Annotated in this window: 15 protein-coding genes; 7 read left to right on the forward strand and 8 right to left on the reverse strand. The window is 55.2% G+C overall.

Annotated features, from left to right (window positions below):
• Window positions 1-50: 50 nt before the first annotated feature.
• The 7 genes from ACMGGM_RS13065 to ACMGGM_RS13095 all read right to left on the reverse strand — a co-directional run bounded on the left by ACMGGM_RS13065 (window position 51) and on the right by ACMGGM_RS13095 (window position 5,665).
• Window positions 51-497, reverse strand: coding sequence for a hypothetical protein (locus ACMGGM_RS13065; protein ID WP_196480535.1), 447 nt, complete (start codon window positions 495-497; stop codon window positions 51-53).
• 422 nt (window positions 498-919) lie between these two features.
• A complete protein-coding gene (gene fabY, locus ACMGGM_RS13070) occupies window positions 920-1,861 on the reverse strand; it encodes a fatty acid biosynthesis protein FabY (RefSeq protein ID WP_023331628.1) in 942 nt (313 codons plus the stop codon).
• A 44-nt stretch (window positions 1,862-1,905) separates the two neighbouring features.
• A complete protein-coding gene (gene dtd, locus ACMGGM_RS13075; RefSeq protein WP_014885747.1) occupies window positions 1,906-2,343 on the reverse strand; it encodes a D-aminoacyl-tRNA deacylase in 438 nt (145 codons plus the stop codon).
• Window positions 2,340-3,221 (reverse strand): virulence factor BrkB family protein, encoded by an 882-nt coding sequence (locus ACMGGM_RS13080; RefSeq protein ID WP_014885748.1) that lies wholly within the window; start codon window positions 3,219-3,221, stop codon window positions 2,340-2,342. Before ACMGGM_RS13080 ends, dtd begins: the two co-directional genes overlap by 4 nt.
• Window positions 3,215-3,814 carry a glucose-1-phosphatase gene (gene yihX / locus ACMGGM_RS13085; protein ID WP_023336484.1) on the reverse strand — a complete coding sequence of 200 codons (600 nt, stop codon included), beginning with the start codon at window positions 3,812-3,814 and terminating at the stop codon, window positions 3,215-3,217. The genes ACMGGM_RS13080 and yihX overlap by 7 nt, the downstream gene beginning before the upstream one ends.
• A 119-nt stretch (window positions 3,815-3,933) precedes the next feature.
• The gene (locus ACMGGM_RS13090; RefSeq protein ID WP_014885750.1) at window positions 3,934-4,734 is read right to left on the reverse strand and encodes a DeoR/GlpR family DNA-binding transcription regulator; all 801 of its coding nucleotides are present in this window, start codon (window positions 4,732-4,734) and stop codon (window positions 3,934-3,936) included.
• Window positions 4,735-4,768: 34 nt separating this feature from the next.
• The gene (locus ACMGGM_RS13095; protein WP_023331631.1) at window positions 4,769-5,665 is read right to left on the reverse strand and encodes a sugar kinase; all 897 of its coding nucleotides are present in this window, start codon (window positions 5,663-5,665) and stop codon (window positions 4,769-4,771) included.
• 155 nt (window positions 5,666-5,820) lie between these two features.
• On the opposite strand from ACMGGM_RS13095, the gene yihU reads away from it, so the two are divergent.
• The 7 genes from yihU (at window position 5,821) to ompL (ending at window position 14,559) form a co-directional block, all read left to right on the forward strand.
• Window positions 5,821-6,711, forward strand: coding sequence for a sulfolactaldehyde 3-reductase (yihU, locus tag ACMGGM_RS13100; RefSeq protein ID WP_023331632.1), 891 nt, complete (start codon window positions 5,821-5,823; stop codon window positions 6,709-6,711).
• 17 nt (window positions 6,712-6,728) lie between these two features.
• Window positions 6,729-7,604 carry a sulfofructosephosphate aldolase gene (yihT, locus tag ACMGGM_RS13105; protein WP_047343717.1) on the forward strand — a complete coding sequence of 292 codons (876 nt, stop codon included), beginning with the start codon at window positions 6,729-6,731 and terminating at the stop codon, window positions 7,602-7,604.
• Window positions 7,605-7,618: 14 nt separating this feature from the next.
• The gene (gene yihS, locus ACMGGM_RS13110) at window positions 7,619-8,860 is read left to right on the forward strand and encodes a sulfoquinovose isomerase (protein ID WP_014885754.1); all 1,242 of its coding nucleotides are present in this window, start codon (window positions 7,619-7,621) and stop codon (window positions 8,858-8,860) included.
• A gap of 17 nt (window positions 8,861-8,877) precedes the next feature.
• On the forward strand, window positions 8,878-10,902 hold the full coding sequence (locus ACMGGM_RS13115; protein WP_063944125.1) for an alpha-glucosidase: 2,025 nt from the start codon (window positions 8,878-8,880) through the stop codon (window positions 10,900-10,902).
• Between the two features lie 45 nt (window positions 10,903-10,947).
• Window positions 10,948-12,330 carry an MFS transporter gene (locus ACMGGM_RS13120; protein ID WP_014885756.1) on the forward strand — a complete coding sequence of 461 codons (1,383 nt, stop codon included), beginning with the start codon at window positions 10,948-10,950 and terminating at the stop codon, window positions 12,328-12,330.
• Between the two features lie 43 nt (window positions 12,331-12,373).
• Window positions 12,374-13,798, forward strand: coding sequence for an MFS transporter (locus ACMGGM_RS13125; protein ID WP_047343718.1), 1,425 nt, complete (start codon window positions 12,374-12,376; stop codon window positions 13,796-13,798).
• Between the two features lie 74 nt (window positions 13,799-13,872).
• Window positions 13,873-14,559 carry a porin OmpL gene (gene ompL, locus ACMGGM_RS13130; RefSeq protein ID WP_047343719.1) on the forward strand — a complete coding sequence of 229 codons (687 nt, stop codon included), beginning with the start codon at window positions 13,873-13,875 and terminating at the stop codon, window positions 14,557-14,559.
• Between the two features lie 50 nt (window positions 14,560-14,609).
• Here ompL and typA read toward each other — a convergent pair whose 3' ends face one another.
• On the reverse strand, window positions 14,610-16,433 hold the full coding sequence (gene typA, locus ACMGGM_RS13135) for a ribosome-dependent GTPase TypA (RefSeq protein WP_023331638.1): 1,824 nt from the start codon (window positions 16,431-16,433) through the stop codon (window positions 14,610-14,612).
• Window positions 16,434-16,504 lie beyond the last annotated feature (71 nt).

Below are 16,504 nucleotides of genomic sequence, written 5' to 3' on the forward strand. Positions count from 1 at the left end.
AACGTGGATTTATTATTTCAGAGTGAATATATGGAGTTGTGGTTTCTTAATTAACTCTTGGATTTTATGAAGTTGTAATCAATTATATAAGACCCTATTTCATTTGAATGAGCACTAACCCTTACAGCATCTGCTCCTGGTTCACCCGCTGCTTGAAGTGCTTTTTTATTTGTACACAATTGAATCCAACGCTTTGTGTTATAGTCCTTAAACCACAACCCTGCTTCACAATGACCAAACCGCCCCTTTCTTGGGCCAGGATATGTTATTTCATAAGCCGCTTCGTATGTAATAACGTTTCCCTTCGACATAAACACGAAAACATCATAAATCCCTAATGAAAGAATAAAGCCACAACTAAACCCCACCCAAAAACGTTCAATGACATAATTTGATGTTTTACCAATAGGTCTATAATAGGTAGCTCTCCCGGAGAATATGAGACCAAAAATAGAGCCTATCGTTATATACGTTAACCATTCTGGAACAGAGTTCATTAGAACAGTTCTCATTGAAATCATGCTCACCCAAATGATATAGGCAAGAAAACAACCCAAAAGCAAAAAACTCAATAATAATATAATTACGAGCCCGGATTTGTTTCGTTCAAAGCTGTAGTATTTATTCATTTTATTACAAATTCATAACGAGTCATTAGTACATAAATGTTGCAATAATAATTGATGCAATAGCTAAACACCATTTAGCTTTCCTTAATTACAATTTGGGTTTTATTTGAAAAGTAGAGAATTAAAAATGCAATTGACAACACATCTTTTATTACGACAACAAGGATTAACTATACGCTCGTCTATGAAGGTTCGAACGCCGATCTGGATGGCAATTACGCCATCAATAGATTTATTTTTAATACAACATGAGAGTTATCTTCTAAAAAGATAACTCTCTTTTAACTGCGCTACTCCTCTTCATTTCCCCCCTCTTCATACGCGCCATACGGCTTCGCAGGGAGAACGATGTAAGTTCCTTCAAAAACCGCGCCCGGGGTTTCATCGCCAAACAGCTCAACCTGCATCTGTACACGCGCTTTGCGGCCACGCGCCAGACGATCAAGGTCGCCGCCCAGTGCGCCAAGGTCAGCCACCGCGCTCGGTTTGCCGCTGATTGGCGCGCTGTAACGAATATGGGCATCGGCCAGAATGATGGTGCCGCCAAGATGGCGCTCGCGCAGCATCAGCCAGATCAGCCCCCAGCCGGTGAGCGTTGCCAGAGAAAACAGGCTGCCAGCAAACAGGGTGTGGTGAGGGTTCTGGTTGCCGATTTCCGGCATGGTGGTAATGAATTTTTGCCCGGTGTACTGCTGGATGCGCACGCCCATCTTTTCACTCAGAGGGATATGTTCATACCAGGCTTGCTGTAACTGACCGCACCAGTCTGCGCGATGCAGAATGTCGTCCAGAGTGGCAATGGGTTTGATCATCAAAAAATGACGAATCGGCGTGGTTTGCGGGGCGGTGATTTCCCCCTGATTCACAAAACCGAGTTTGGCAAAAAACTCCACGGCATCTTCGCGGGCGCTACAGGTGACGCGCTTAACGCCCTCCTGGCGGGCGACGGACTCCAGGGTCATTGCCATTAGCGTCCCCAGCCCTTTGTCCTGTACGGAAGGGTGAACCGCCATAAAGCGAATAGATGCTTCGTTATCGGCATTGATATACAGACGCCCGACGGCGACGAGATTGCCCTCCTCGTCCATCACCATCTGGTGATGGGCCATTGCGTCCCAGGCGTCGCGCTCAGAGCCTTTCGGTTGATGTAATGGCTTGCGCAGCATTTCCCAGCGGAACTGGTAATAGGCTTCTAACTCTTCTTCCGTTTGCGGTACTCGAAGGTGATACATAGCTGTACTCTCTCTTGTTACCCGCGGCCACGCCGCCAGTTGGCTCATACCTGGAGCCAGAATGTGACGGGGCCATCGTTCACCAGCGATACCTGCATATCTGCAGCGAATCGTCCGGTTTGCGTATGCATTTCCTGCTGGCGACAACGCTCAACAAAGTATTCGTAAAGTGCTTCTGCACGATCCGGCGCGGCGCCTTTCGAGAAACTCGGGCGCATGCCGCGCTCGGTATCCGCTGCCAGCGTAAACTGGGACACCACCAGCACGCTGCCGCCCGCCTGCTGGACGTTCAGGTTCATCTTGCCTTCCGCATCGCTGAAAATGCGGTAACCCAGCACCCGCTCGCATAAGCGGTTAGCTTTTTGTTCGTCATCATCCTTTTCGACACCTAACAACACCAAAAGTCCTGGGCCAATTTCACCCGTCACCTCTCCCTCCACGGTGACGCTGGCACGGGTTACGCGCTGTATCAATGCAATCATGGTTGGTCTGCTTCTTGTTGTTTTTCAGCTGCTGCTGCTTTTTTAAGTTCGCGGTATACGCCGAGAGTGACAGTTATTTCGGCACCAAGCAAGACGATACACCAGGTCCAGTAGACCCAGACAAACAAAATGGGGATCACCGCCAGCACGCCGTAAATCAGCTGATAGGACGGAAACATGGTGATGTAAAGGGCAAACCCTTTTTTACCCAGCTCAAAAAGCACGGCCGCCACCAGCGCCCCCACTACCGCATCGCGGTTTGGTACGCGCGTGGTCGGTACGACGCTATAGAGCAGCCAGAACGAAAGCCATGACAGGATCAGCGGAAAGATGCGAAGCACATTATCAATAACGCCGTTTAAATCACTCGCCCAGCGCAATGACAGAAGGTAAGAGCTGATGGCAAGGCTCGCCCCGGCCAGCAGCGGGCCGAGCGTGAGGATCATCCAGTACACGGCAAAAGAGTAGACTTTTGGCCGCGCTTTTTTACTCCGCCAGATTGTGTTCAGTGCGCTATCAATGGCATACATCAGCAGCAGCGCAGTGACAATCAGCCCGCACGCCCCCACCGCCGTCATCTTGTTGGAGTTGGCAACGAACTGCTCGATGTAGTTCTGGATAACATCCCCGGTGGCAGGAATGAAATTCGCAAACACGAAATGGCGAAGCTGCAGGCTGACGTCCGCAAACATCGGAAAGGCGGAAAATAGCGCAAAGATCACCGCCACCAGCGGCACTAATGAGAGCAACGACACGTACGCGAGGTTTCCCGCCAGCGTGGTCATGTTGTCCTCATCAATGCGGTGCCAGAGCAGTTTTAGCCAGGCTCTCAGCGGGCGCGTATGATGCGTGGCTTTTTGATGAACGGTTTTTAACATAACTGCTTCGCAAAGTAGTTGGGTATCGTCTCTTTTCCGGTCACCAGAATTGACGTGATACCTAACTGGTTAGCTCCCTCTATATTATCGGCATTGTCGTCGAAAAAGACGGCATCGGCGGCAGTGAAACCTTCTGCCTGCAAAACGGCCTGATATATCCGCGCTTCGGGCTTGCGCATACCCATCTCCTGCGAGAGATAGATTTTATCTGCCGCTGCCTTAACTTCAGGGTATTCTTCAGGCCAGAACGTGGTGTGCAGGCGGTTAGTATTCGACAGGACAACCACACGGTGCCCCTGCTCGCGCAGTTTGTGCATGATGTCGATCACTTCCGGGCGGATCGCGACAAATACCGCCTGCCAGCCGTGCGAAAACTGCTCATAGCTTAACGACAGTCCCATGTCCTGGCAGAAATGCTCTGCGAATTCCTCGTCACTTATTTCACCGCGCTCATGCTGATGGAAAGTTTCGCCCATCGCAAAATTCTGCTTTAACGTCGCCAGCGGAACACGGCTAAAGTCGCTCCATGCGCCCAGCACGCGATTAAAATCGATATCGACGATTACATTTCCTAAATCAAAGATATAAAGCATGTTTATCTCCTGCTCGCCGTGGAAAAATAACTGTAGCGGGAAAGAGAAGGTTTGGCTATGTGCGAGATTCAGCTTAAAGAAAGGAATGGCCCGAAGAGAGATATCGGGCCATAAAAAGGTCAGCCAGCCTGCTGTTCTTCTCCTGAACTGACTTCAACTACTTCCACTTTGCTGGATTTGAGGAGATTTTGCAGCGCCGAGCCGGGAAGCTCATCCGTGAATAGCGCCGTGGCCTGCGCCACGTTGCCAATTTCTACAGCGGCGGAAGCGCTGTATTTCGTATGATCGGCTGCCAGTAAAATATGGCGCGAGTGAGCCATCATGGTTTTCACCACGCTGGCTTCATTGACGTCAAACTCCATCATCGCACCGTCGTGCTCAATCGCCCCTACGCTGGTCACGAGATAGTCCGCCCGGAAGCCGGATACAAACGCCGTCGCCGCCGGGCCGATAATGCCGCCGTTATGCGGGCGCAGCGTGCCGCCGGGGACCATCACTTCAAAGCGCGGGTTTTTATAGAGAATGTGCGCCACCCGCAGGCTGTTGGTGATAATACGCAAATGGTTGTGATTGAGCAGCGCCCGGGCAACATGCTCCACCGTCGTCCCGATGGTGATAAAGATGGTCGAGCCATCGGGAATGTAGTCCGCAATCGCCTCGGCAATCGCCCGCTTCTCTTCGGTGAGCGAAACTTCACGCTGCTCGAACGCCGTGTTCACCACGCTGGACGCCCTGCCCGCACCGCCATGATGACGCGTTATGAGTCCCTGCTCGCTGAGCTTACGGATATCCCGTCGTACCGTTTGTGTGGACACATCCAGCAGCTGCGCCAGTTCATCAATATTCATATAGCCGCGATCAGCAATCAGCGTCAGCAGCTGATCGTGACGCGGGTTGCCGGTCAGTTCGGTAAGACTCATGGGCTGTCCTCTGAAAACCATCACGCCCCGCATTTTATACAAAAAGTGACAAAAAAGAGCGGGTTTGATCACAGTCGGGTATACCCGCACGCCCGCCGGGCCTGGTGCATTTCAGGGCGGCGACGGCGCTGGCAAAACGCACGGCGTCAGCGGCGGACGCTTGCTGCGCCAGACTGACCGCCAGCGCACCGTGGAAAACGTCGCCCGCCCCCGTGGTATCAACCACCTCGACCTCAAAGCCAGGCTGATGACATAACCTGCCGCTTTCCAGCCAGAAGCAACCGTCTCGCCCCTGCGTAACGTACACATGTCCATTTGTGAGCGTTTGTGCTTTTTTCAGCGCGTCTTCAGCTTCATCCAGCTGCGTTAAACGCCGCAGTCCCGGCGCGGAGAAGGCGGCATGATCGCTTAGGGCGATCAGTTCCGCGATGTCCTGCGGAGTGACATCCGCATCAAGTAAGGTGGTTACGCCCTGCTGGCGAGCACGGATAAACGCCTGTTTTGCCCCGTCATGCCAGCGCACGTCTGCTAATACGATATCCCATTGTGAGAAGTCGACGTCTTGCAGCCAGTCAGCCTCAGCGGGAAGATCGGGGCTGGGGTAGTTCGCAATCACGCGCTCCCCGCTGGCGTCCACCAGCACTGCGGATTGTGACGATCGGGCCCCTTTAAACACGCGCGTGTAGCGGGTATTCACCCCCAGGGATTCCAGCTCCGCGAGCAGGCGTCTTCCGGTCTCGTCGTCACCCACGCGGCCAATAAAGTCCACCTCAGCCCCCAGTTTCGCTGCCGCCACCGCCGCAGTTGCCGCCGGGCCACCGCCCACTTCCGTATAATCTTTTGCGACATATTTCCCACCTTCCCTTGGTAAATCATCGAGATACCAGATGCGATCCAGCACGGTAATGCCGACACAAACGATGCGAGTCATGGTGATTCCTTGTGCGATTTCTGATGCTGCCATTTTAATTTCATCAAATGTTTAAAAAGTGACCCCTGTCAATTTTTTGACTATAAATTACAAATACGATCAAAAACAGACAACACAAACGCGCAAAAATTGACACGATGTGACAGGAGAAACGCATGTCAGCAATCGCATTTATCGGTTTAGGGCAGATGGGCGCGCCAATGGCGAAGAATCTGCTGAAACAAGGTCACCGGCTTCAGGTCTTTGATGTGAACCCGCAGGCCGTTCAGACGCTGGTGGAGAGCGGCGCACAGGCAGTGGCGACGCCAGCGCAGGCCGCTGCGGATGCCGAATTCGTCATTACCATGCTGCCCAACGGCGACCTGGTGCGCAGCGTACTGTTTGGTGAGCACGGCGTTTGCGAAGGGTTATCCCGCGACGCGCTGGTGATCGATATGTCCACCATTCATCCACTGCAAACTGACGCGCTGATCCGTGACATGGCGGAGCGCGGCTTCAGCCTGATGGACGTCCCCGTCGGACGGACGTCTGACCATGCCATCGCCGGTACGTTACTTCTGCTGGCAGGCGGCACGGCGCAGCAGGTTGAGCGCGCCACGCCGGTATTAATGGCGATGGGCAATGAGCTGATCAACGCTGGCGGGCCGGGCATGGGCATCCGCGTGAAGCTTATCAATAACTACATGAGCATCGCCCTGAACGCGCTTTCAGCAGAGGCGGCCGTACTGTGCGAAGCGCTCGGCCTCTCCTTCGACGTGGCGCTCAAGGTCATGAGCGGCACGCCGGCAGGCAAAGGCCACTTCACGACCTCATGGCCGAACAAGGTGCTGAAAGGGGATCTTTCACCCGCCTTCATGATCGACCTTGCGCATAAAGATCTGGGGATCGCCCTGGACGTGGCCAACCAGCTCCACGTTCCCATGCCGCTCGGCGCGGCTTCCCGTGAAGTTTACAACCAGGCTCGCGCCGCCGGGCGCGGGCGCGAAGACTGGACGGCCATTCTTGAACAGGTTCGCGCATCTGCCGGGCTGAAAAAATCACACTGATACGAAAGGACTGAGGAATGACGATGTACACCCTGAAAGATATCACCCGACCTTCCGGCGGTTTTGCCATGCTGGCCGTGGACCAGCGCGAAGCGATGCGCCTGATGTTTGCTGCGGCAGGCGCGCCGGTGCCGGTAACCGACCAGCACCTCACGGATTTTAAGGTTAACGCGGCCAAAATCCTGTCGCCGTATGCCTCCGCTATTCTGGTTGACCAGCAGTTCTGCTATCGCCAGATCGTCGAGCAGCAGGCCGTCGCCAAAAGCTGCGCGATGATTGTGGCAGCGGACGAGTTTATACCGGGCAACGGTATTCCGGTCGATAGCGTGGTGATCGACAAGAACATCGACGCGCAGGCAGTAAAACGCGATGGCGGCAAGGCGCTGAAGCTGCTGGTGCTGTGGCGCAGCGATGAAGATCCGCAGCAACGTCTGGAGATGGTGAAGGCGTTCAATACGCTGTGCCATAGCAACGGACTCCTTAGCATTATCGAACCGGTGGTGCGTCCGCCGCGTCGCGGTGCCGCGTTCAACCGCGAGCAGTCGATTATCGACGCCGCCAGAGAGCTGGGCGATAGCGGTGCCGACCTCTACAAAGTGGAGATGCCGCTGTTCGGTAAAGGTACGCAGCAGGAACTGCTGGCCGCCTCGCAAAAGCTGAACGCGGAAATCAATATGCCGTGGGTGATCCTCTCTTCCGGCGTGGATGACAAGCTCTTCCCGCGCGCGGTGCAGGTTGCCATGCAGGCGGGGGCTTCAGGCTTTTTAGCCGGTCGCGCCGTGTGGTCCTCCGTGGTGGGGCTGCCGGATACTGAAATGATGCTGCGCGATGTCTCTGTGCCAAAACTGCAGCGTTTGGGTGAGATCGTCGACGAAATGATGGCTCGCCGCTAAGAAAGGACCCGAACATGAAATGGTTTAACACCCTGAGCCATAACCGCTGGCTCGAACAAGAGACCGACCGTATTTTCGATTTCGGTAAAAACGCCGCCGTGCCGACCGGCTTTGGCTGGCTGGGCAATAACGGCCAGGTGCGAAGCGATATGGGCACGCATCTGTGGATCACCGCCCGCATGCTGCACGTGTATGCGGTGGCCGCCAATATGGGGCGTCCCGGGGCGTATGCCCTGGTTGAGCACGGCATTAATGCCCTCAACGGCCCGCTGCGCGACAAACAGCACGGCGGCTGGTACGCCTGTGTGAACGATGAAGGCGTGATCGACGCCTCCAAGCAGGGCTATCAGCATTTCTTCGTGCTGCTGGGCGCGGCGAGCGCCGTGACCACCGGCCATCCGCAGGCGCGCAAACTGCTGGACGATGCGATTGAGGTGATCGAGCGCTATTTCTGGAGCGAAGAAGAACAAATGTGCCTCGAATCCTGGGACGAGGCCTTTAGCAAAACCGAGGATTATCGCGGCGGCAACGCCAACATGCATGCCGTTGAAGCGTTCCTGATCGTCTATGACGTCACGCACGACCGCAAGTGGCTCGACCGCGCCCTGCGCATCGCCTCGGTGATTATTCACGACGTGGCGCGCAAGGGTGAGTACCGCGTTAACGAGCATTTCGACACCGACTGGAACCCGATCCGCGATTACAACATCGACAATCCTGCCCACCGTTTCCGCGCCTACGGCGGCACGCCGGGCCACTGGATCGAGTGGGGCCGCCTGATGTTGCACCTGCGCGCCGCGCTGGAAGCCCGTTTTGAAACCCCGCCGGAGTGGCTGCTGGAAGATGCGAAAGGACTGTTCCATGCCACCATCCGCGACGCCTGGGCACCGGACGGGGCCGATGGTTTCGTCTACTCCGTAGGCTGGGATGGCAAGCCTATTGTCCGTGAACGCGTGCGCTGGCCTATCGTCGAGGCGATGGGCACGGCTTACGCGCTCTACACCGTAACCGGCGAAGCACAGTACGAAGCCTGGTATCAGAAGTGGTGGGATTACTGCATTAAGTACCTGATGGATTACGAGAACGGTTCCTGGTGGCAGGAGCTGGATACCCATAACGAAGTGACAACCAAAGTCTGGGACGGCAAGCAGGATATTTACCATCTGCTGCACTGCCTGGTGATCCCACGTTTGCCGCTGGCACCGGGCTTAGCCCCGGCAACGGCCGCCGGTTTGCTGGACTGCCTGGCCAAATAATAAAAGACGGAGTTTTTATGCGTACCCTACACAATATTGACCTGAAAAATAACGAAAGGGGTTTCACCCTGCACTGGGAAAACCGCCTGATTTTGTCCCATACCGCGGATGCGCCCTGCCTGTGGATCGGTGCAGGCGTCGCCGATATTGAGATGTTTCGCGGCAATTTCAGCATCAAGGACAAACTGAACGAAAAGATCGCGCTGACGGACGCAACCGTCACGCAGCAAAGCGCGGGCTGGGCGATCCGCTTTACCCGTGGCGATGCGGTCAGCGCGACGCTGCTGGTGGGCGTGGATGGCGAAGGCCGCCTGGAGATGAAGCTTAAAAACGATGCCACCCGCCATAACCGCATCTGGCTGCGGCTGGCGGCTCAGCCAGAAGATCACATTTACGGCTGCGGCGAGCAGTTCTCTTATTTCGATCTGCGCGGCAAGCCGTTCCCGCTGTGGACCAGCGAACAAGGCGTGGGCCGTAACAAGCAAACCTACGTGACCTGGCAGGCCGACTGCAAAGAGAACGCAGGCGGCGATTACTACTGGACCTTCTTCCCACAGCCTACCTTCGTGAGCACCCAGAAGTACTACTGCCACGTGGACAACAGCTGCTACATGAATTTTGACTTCAGCGCGCCGGACTTCCACGAACTGGCGTTCTGGGAAGATACCGCCACGTTGCGCTTCGACTGTGCGGAAACCTACGTCGGTCTGCTGGAAAAACTCACCGGACTGCTGGGGCGTCAGCCTGAACTGCCAGACTGGGTTTACGACGGCGTGACGCTGGGTATTCAGGGCGGCACCGAGGTCTGTCAGCAGAAGCTCGACGTCATGCGCAAAGGGGGCGTGAAGGTGAACGGCATCTGGGCGCAGGACTGGTCCGGCATTCGCATGACCTCCTTCGGCAAACGCGTGATGTGGAACTGGAAGTGGAACAACGAGCTGTACCCACAGCTTGACGAGCGTATTCCACAATGGAAACAGGAAGGCGTGCAGTTCCTCTCCTACATCAACCCGTACGTCGCCAGCGATAAAGATCTCTGCGAAGAAGCAGCGAAACGCGGCTATCTGACTAAAAATGCCGACGGCAAGGACTACCACGTCGAGTTTGGCGAGTTCTATGCGGGCGTCATCGACCTGACCAATCCTGAAGCCTACGACTGGTACAAAGAGGTCATCAAAAAGAACCTGATCGAACTGGGCTGCGGCGGCTGGATGGCCGATTTCGGAGAGTATCTGCCGACTGACACGTTCCTGCACAACGGCGTTAGCGCAGAGATCATGCACAACGCGTGGCCAGCCCTGTGGGCCAAATGTAACTACGAGGCGCTGGAGGAGACCGGCAAACTTGGCGAGATCCTGTTCTTTATGCGCGCAGGCTACACCGGCAGCCAGAAGCACTCGGTGATGATGTGGGCGGGAGATCAGAACGTCGACTGGAGCCTGGACGACGGTCTGGCATCCGTGGTGCCTGCGGCGCTGTCTCTGGCGATGACCGGGCACGGCCTGCACCACAGCGACATCGGCGGCTATACCACCCTGTTCGAGATGAAGCGCAGTAAAGAGTTGCTGCTGCGCTGGTGCGATTTTAACGCCTTCACGCCGATGATGCGCACCCACGAAGGTAACCGTCCTGGCGATAACTGGCAGTTCGACGGCGATGCGGAAACCATCGCGCACTTCGCGCGCATGACCACCGTTTTCACCACCCTGAAGCCGTATATCAAAGCCGCCGTCGCGCAGAACGCGAAAAGCGGCCTGCCGGTGATGCGCCCGCTGTTCCTGCACTACGAGGACGACGCACGCGCCTACACGCTGAAATACCAGTATCTGTTTGGCCGCGATCTGCTGGTGGCGCCCGTTCACGAAGAGGGGCGCACGGACTGGACGCTCTATCTGCCGCAGGACAACTGGGTGAATGCGTGGACCGGGGAATGCTGCCAGGGCGGTGACGTGACCGTTGATGCCCCACTCGGCAAGCCACCGGTCTTCTATCGCCAGCACAGTGAATGGGCAGATCTGTTTAGCACCTTACGTCATATCTGATAAGGCTCGCCCGCAGGGAAACCTGCGGGCAGACGGAGAACAATAATGAGTCAACATACTTCTGATCCGGCAACCCTGCGCCTGCCGTTTAAAGAGAAACTCGCCTACGGGATGGGCGATCTCGGCTCTAACATCCTGCTGGATATCGGCACGCTGTATCTGCTGAAGTTTTACACCGACGTGCTGGGGCTGCCGGGCACCTACGGCGGGATCATCTTCCTGATTGCGAAGTTCTTTACCGCCTTCACCGATATGGGCACCGGGATCATGCTCGACTCCCGGCGCAAGATTGGCCCGAAAGGGAAATTCCGCCCGTTCGTGCTGTACGCCGCCTTCCCGGTGACGCTGCTGGCGATTGCCAACTTTGTCGGCACGCCGTTTGAGGTGACCGGTAAAACGGTGATGGCAACCGTGCTGTTTATGCTGTACGGCCTGTTCTTCAGCATGATGAACTGTTCTTACGGCGCGATGGTGCCCGCCATTACCAAAAACCCGGACGAGCGCGCCTCGCTGGCCGCATGGCGTCAGGGCGGTGCCACGCTCGGCCTGCTGCTCTGTACCGTGGGCTTTGTCCCGGTGATGAACCTGATTGAGGGCAACGATCAACTGGGCTATATCTTTGCCGCCACCCTCTTCTCACTGTTCGGGCTGTTCTTTATGTGGTGGTGCTATAAGGGCGTGACCGAACGTTACGTCGAGATGCAGCCTGCCAATCCGGCGCAAAAGCCGGGGCTGTTACAGTCTTTTCGCGCCATCGCCGGGAACCGACCGCTGTTTATTCTGTGCATCGCTAACCTGTGCACGCTGGGTGCCTTTAACGTCAAGCTCGCCATCCAGGTCTACTACACGCAGTACGTGCTGAACGACCCGATTCTGCTGTCGTATATGGGCTTCTTCAGCATGGGTTGTATTTTTATCGGCGTCTTTATGATGCCCGGCGCAGTGCGGCGCTTCGGTAAGAAAAAGGTCTACATCAGCGGGCTGATGATTTGGGTGGCGGGCGATCTGCTCAACTACTTCTTCGGCGGCGGCTCGGTGAGCTTTGTGGCGTTCTCCTGCCTCGCGTTCTTCGGTTCCGCGTTTGTGAACAGCCTGAACTGGGCGCTGGTCTCCGACACCGTGGAGTACGGCGAGTGGCGCACCGGCGTGCGCTCCGAGGGAACGGTCTATACCGGCTTTACCTTCTTCCGCAAGGTATCTCAGGCGCTGGCGGGCTTCTTCCCGGGGATCATGCTCACGCAGATCGGCTATGTGCCCAACGTAGTGCAATCCGCCGGTACGGTTGAAGGGCTGCGGCAGCTGATATTTATCTATCCAAGCCTGCTGGCGGTCATCACCATCGTGGCGATGGGCTGCTTCTACAACCTCAACGAGAAGATGTATGTGCGCATCGTCGAAGAGATCGAACTGCGCAAGCGTACGGCATAAATGACGTGATAGAGCGCCCTGCGGGGCGCTCTGAGGATCGACCATGAGAGATAATACTGATCCGTTAACCCTGAAATTGAGCCTGCGTGAGAAGTGCGCCTACGGGATGGGCGATTTTGGCTCGAACCTGATGCTGTGTATTGGCACGCTGTATTTGCTGAAGTTTTACACCGATGAACTGGGCATGCCCGCGTTCTATGGCGGCATTATTTTCCTGGTGGCGAAATTCTTCACCGCGTTTACCGACATGCTGACCGGCGTGCTGCTGGACTCCCGGCGGAATATCGGTAAGAAGGGAAAATTCCGGCCGTTCATTCTCTACGCCTCCGTCCCGGTGGCGCTGGTCGCGACGGCGCAGTTTATGGCCAACGACTTTAGCCTGACGGTGAAAACGGCGCTCGCCACGGTGCTCTTTATGCTGTTTGGCCTGTGCTACAGCCTGATGAATTGCTCCTACGGCGCGATGGTTCCGGCCATAACCAAAAACCCGAACGAGCGTGCGCAGCTGGCCGCCTGGCGTCAGGGCGGCGCGACGGTGGGGCTGTTGCTCTGCACCGTAGGCTTTATGCCCATTCAGGCACTGTTCGTCCACCAGCCCTCACTCGGTTATCTGGTGGCCGCGCTGGTGTTTGTGACGGGTGGCCTGTTCTGCATGTGGTGGTGCTACAGCGGTGTGAAAGAGCGCTACGTGGAGCTCACGCCCGATCACCATAAGCCCGGCATTCTGAAATCGTTCTGCGCGATTTTCCGCAACCCGCCACTGCTGGTGCTGTGCATCGCCAACCTGTGTACCCTCGCCGCGTTTAACATCAAGCTGGCGATTCAGGTCTATTACACCCAGTACGTGCTGAACGATCTTCATCTGCTGTCGTGGATGGGTTTTTTCAGCATGGGCTGCATTCTGATTGGCGTGTTTCTGGTGCCCGGCGCGGTGAAGCGCTTTGGCAAGAAGCAGGTGTATCTGGGTGGGCTGGCACTGTGGGCAGTGGGTGACGTGCTGAACTTCTTCTGGGGGACCAGCTCCCTGCTGTTTGTGCTGTTTTCCTGCATGGCCTTCTTCGGCACGGCGTTTGTGAACAGCCTGAACTGGGCGCTGGTGCCGGATACCGTCGACTATGGCGAATGGAAAACCGGCATCCGCGCCGAAGGGTCGGTTTACACCGGTTATACCTTCTCGCGCAAAATATCCGCCGCCCTCGCTGGCTTCCTGCCCGGCATCATGCTGACCCAGATTGGCTACGTTCCCCATGCCGTTCAAAGCGCGGGCACGCTGCTGGGATTGCGTCAGCTTATTTTCCTCTGGCCATGCGGTCTGGCAATCGTCGCCGCTGTGACCATGGGGCTGTTTTATAAACTCAACGAAGCGCGCTTCGCCTTTATTATCGAGGAGATTGGAAAACGGAAAAAACAATCAGCGAATACCCCTGAGATAACCACCAACAATAAAGCGTCAGCAGTCACTTTATAACAATAAATCCGGCCAATATGTCCTTCCTGTTAATCAGGAGGGAGGCCTTTCTGTACCTGATACATGGACAAATTATGAAAAGAATCATCACTGTACTGATCGTGTCGTCTGTGTCCTGCCCGGTATTTGCCGGGGCCTATGTCGAAACCCGCGAAGCTTACAATACGGCCTCTGAACTGCACGAGATGATCCTGCGTGCGGGATATAACTTTGATATGGGCGCGGGGCTGATGTTCACCAATGCCTATAACGTGGGGAAATGGGATGAGCTGAAGCACAGCTATAACGAAATAGAGGGATGGTATCCGCTCTTTAAACCCACCGACAAACTCACCTTCCAGCCCGGCGGATTGATTAATGACAGCAGCGCCGGTTCGGGTGGTGCCGTCTATCTGGACACCAACTATAAATTCATCGACTGGTTTAACCTGACCTTCCGCTATCGCTATAACCATAACAATTACGATACGCCGGACTATAACGGTCAGATGGATAAGAACGACACGCACGAGTTTGCCAACTACTGGAATTTCAAAGTAACGGATGCGTTTTTCTACACGTTTGAACCGCACTTTTTCCAGCGGGTGAATGATTATCACAGCAAAAATGGCAAAGACCATCACTGGGAAATCACCAATAAATTCAGCTATAAGATCGACAGAAACTGGCTGCCGTACCTCGAACTTCAGTGGCTGGACAGATGGAATGATTACAACCGCGAGCAGTACCGAATTCGCCTGGGGTTACGGTACTCGTTCTAACAAAAAAGCCGCTGATTTCTCAGCGGCTTTTTTACTACGGATTGACCGTATTAGTCTTCTTTCGCACCGCGCATAGCACGTTTACGATCGTTCTCGGTCAGGTGACGTTTACGGATACGAATTGACTGTGGAGTCACTTCGACCAGTTCGTCATCATCGATGAATTCCAGAGCCTGCTCCAGAGTCATCTTGATCGGTGGAACCAGAACCGTTGCTTCGTCAGTACCGGACGCACGCATGTTGGTCAGTTTCTTACCGGTCAGGCAGTTTACGGTCAGGTCGTTAGAACGACTGTGAATACCGATGATCTGGCCTTCGTAAACTTCTGCACCGTGACCCAGGAACAGCTTACCGCGATCCTGCAGACCGAACAGCGCGAACGCAACCGCTTTACCCTGACCGTTGGAGATCAGCACGCCGTTGTTACGCTGGCCCACTTCGCCCGGACGCACGTCGTCGTAGTGGCTGAAGGTGGAGTACAGCAGACCGGTACCGGAGGTCATGGTCATGAACTCAGAACGGAAGCCGATCAGGCCACGGCTTGGGATCACGTAGTCGAGACGTACGCGGCCTTTGCCATCTGGATTCATGTTTTTCAGGTCGCCTTTACGCTCGCCCAGTGCCTGCATAACAGAACCCTGGTGCTGCTCTTCAACGTCCAGCGTTACGTTCTCAAACGGCTCTTGTTTACGGCCGTCGATTTCGCGGAAGATAACTTTCGGACGGGAAACCGCCATCTCGAAACCTTCACGGCGCATGTTTTCGATCAGGACTGACAGGTGCAGCTCACCACGACCCGAAACGCGGAATGCATCAGCGTCTTCAGTTTCTTCAACGCGCAGCGCAACGTTGTGCACCAGCTCTTTGTTCAGGCGGTCAAGGATCTGACGAGAGGTAACGAATTTACCTTCTTTACCACAGAACGGAGAGGTGTTGACGTTGAAGAACATGGATACGGTTGGTTCATCAACGGACAGAGCAGGCAGCGCTTCGACGTTCTGCGGATCGCAGATGGTGTCGGAGATGTTCAGCTCGCCCAGACCGGTGATCGCGATGATGTCACCCGCTTCCGCGATGTCGCTCTCGATACGCTCAAGACCCAGGTGAGTCAGGACTTTACCGACTTTACCGTTACGGGTTTTGCCTTCGCTATCGATGATAGTGACCTGCTGGTTAGGCTTCACTTTACCGCGCTTGATACGACCAATGCCGATGACGCCAACATAATTGTTGTAGTCGAGCTGGGAGATCTGCATCTGCAGGGTGCCGTCCAGGTCAACGTTTGGCGCAGGAACACGGTCAACAATCGCCTGATACAGCGGGGTCATGTCTTCAGCCATGTCTTCATGGTCCAGACCAGCGATACCGTTCAGCGCAGACGCGTAAACGATAGGGAAGTCCAGCTGCTCGTCGGTCGCGTCGAGGTTAACGAACAGGTCGAAGACCTGGTCAACAACCCAGTCAGGACGCGCGCCAGGACGGTCAACTTTGTTGATAACAACGATTGGCTTCAGACCATGGGCAAAAGCTTTTTTGGTCACGAAGCGCGTCTGTGGCATTGGGCCATCCATTGCGTCAACGACCAGCAGAACGGAGTCTACCATGGACATTACACGTTCAACTTCACCACCGAAGTCGGCGTGCCCTGGGGTATCAACGATGTTGATACGGTAGTCATTCCATTTAATCGCGGTGTTTTTCGCGAGGATGGTAATCCCACGCTCTTTCTCCAAATCGTTGGAGTCCATCACGCGTTCTTGGGTTTCGGCACGCGCATCAAACGTACCGGATTGCTGCAGCAGCTTGTCAACCAGGGTAGTTTTACCATGGTCTACGTGCGCGATGATGGCGATGTTACGCAAATTTTCGATCACAACTTTGCCTCAGGCATTTAGAAATAGCGCGTTATTGTACACGGATTAATCGCACTACAAAACAGGATCAC

It is taken from the genome of Enterobacter sp. BNK-14 (assembly GCF_047456095.1).
In the GTDB taxonomy this organism is placed as follows: domain Bacteria; phylum Pseudomonadota; class Gammaproteobacteria; order Enterobacterales; family Enterobacteriaceae; genus Enterobacter; species Enterobacter kobei.

Excerpts from the sequence above, each read along its gene's own strand:
- yihT (WP_047343717.1), top strand. The coding sequence starts at position 6,729 with ATGACGATGTACACCCTGAAAGATATCACCCGACCTTCCGGCGGTTTT.
- yihS (WP_014885754.1), top strand. The coding sequence starts at position 7,619 with ATGAAATGGTTTAACACCCTGAGCCATAACCGCTGGCTCGAACAAGAG.
- ACMGGM_RS13125 (WP_047343718.1), top strand. The coding sequence starts at position 12,374 with ATGAGAGATAATACTGATCCGTTAACCCTGAAATTGAGCCTGCGTGAG.
- yihU (WP_023331632.1), top strand. The coding sequence starts at position 5,821 with ATGTCAGCAATCGCATTTATCGGTTTAGGGCAGATGGGCGCGCCAATG.
- ACMGGM_RS13080 (WP_014885748.1), bottom strand. The coding sequence starts at position 3,221 with ATGTTAAAAACCGTTCATCAAAAAGCCACGCATCATACGCGCCCGCTG.
- dtd (WP_014885747.1), bottom strand. The coding sequence starts at position 2,343 with ATGATTGCATTGATACAGCGCGTAACCCGTGCCAGCGTCACCGTGGAG.
- yihX (WP_023336484.1), bottom strand. The coding sequence starts at position 3,814 with ATGCTTTATATCTTTGATTTAGGAAATGTAATCGTCGATATCGATTTT.
- ACMGGM_RS13065 (WP_196480535.1), bottom strand. The coding sequence starts at position 497 with ATGAACTCTGTTCCAGAATGGTTAACGTATATAACGATAGGCTCTATT.
- ompL (WP_047343719.1), top strand. The coding sequence starts at position 13,873 with ATGAAAAGAATCATCACTGTACTGATCGTGTCGTCTGTGTCCTGCCCG.
- ACMGGM_RS13095 (WP_023331631.1), bottom strand. The coding sequence starts at position 5,665 with ATGACTCGCATCGTTTGTGTCGGCATTACCGTGCTGGATCGCATCTGG.
- fabY (WP_023331628.1), bottom strand. The coding sequence starts at position 1,861 with ATGTATCACCTTCGAGTACCGCAAACGGAAGAAGAGTTAGAAGCCTAT.
- ACMGGM_RS13120 (WP_014885756.1), top strand. The coding sequence starts at position 10,948 with ATGAGTCAACATACTTCTGATCCGGCAACCCTGCGCCTGCCGTTTAAA.
- ACMGGM_RS13090 (WP_014885750.1), bottom strand. The coding sequence starts at position 4,734 with ATGAGTCTTACCGAACTGACCGGCAACCCGCGTCACGATCAGCTGCTG.
- ACMGGM_RS13115 (WP_063944125.1), top strand. The coding sequence starts at position 8,878 with ATGCGTACCCTACACAATATTGACCTGAAAAATAACGAAAGGGGTTTC.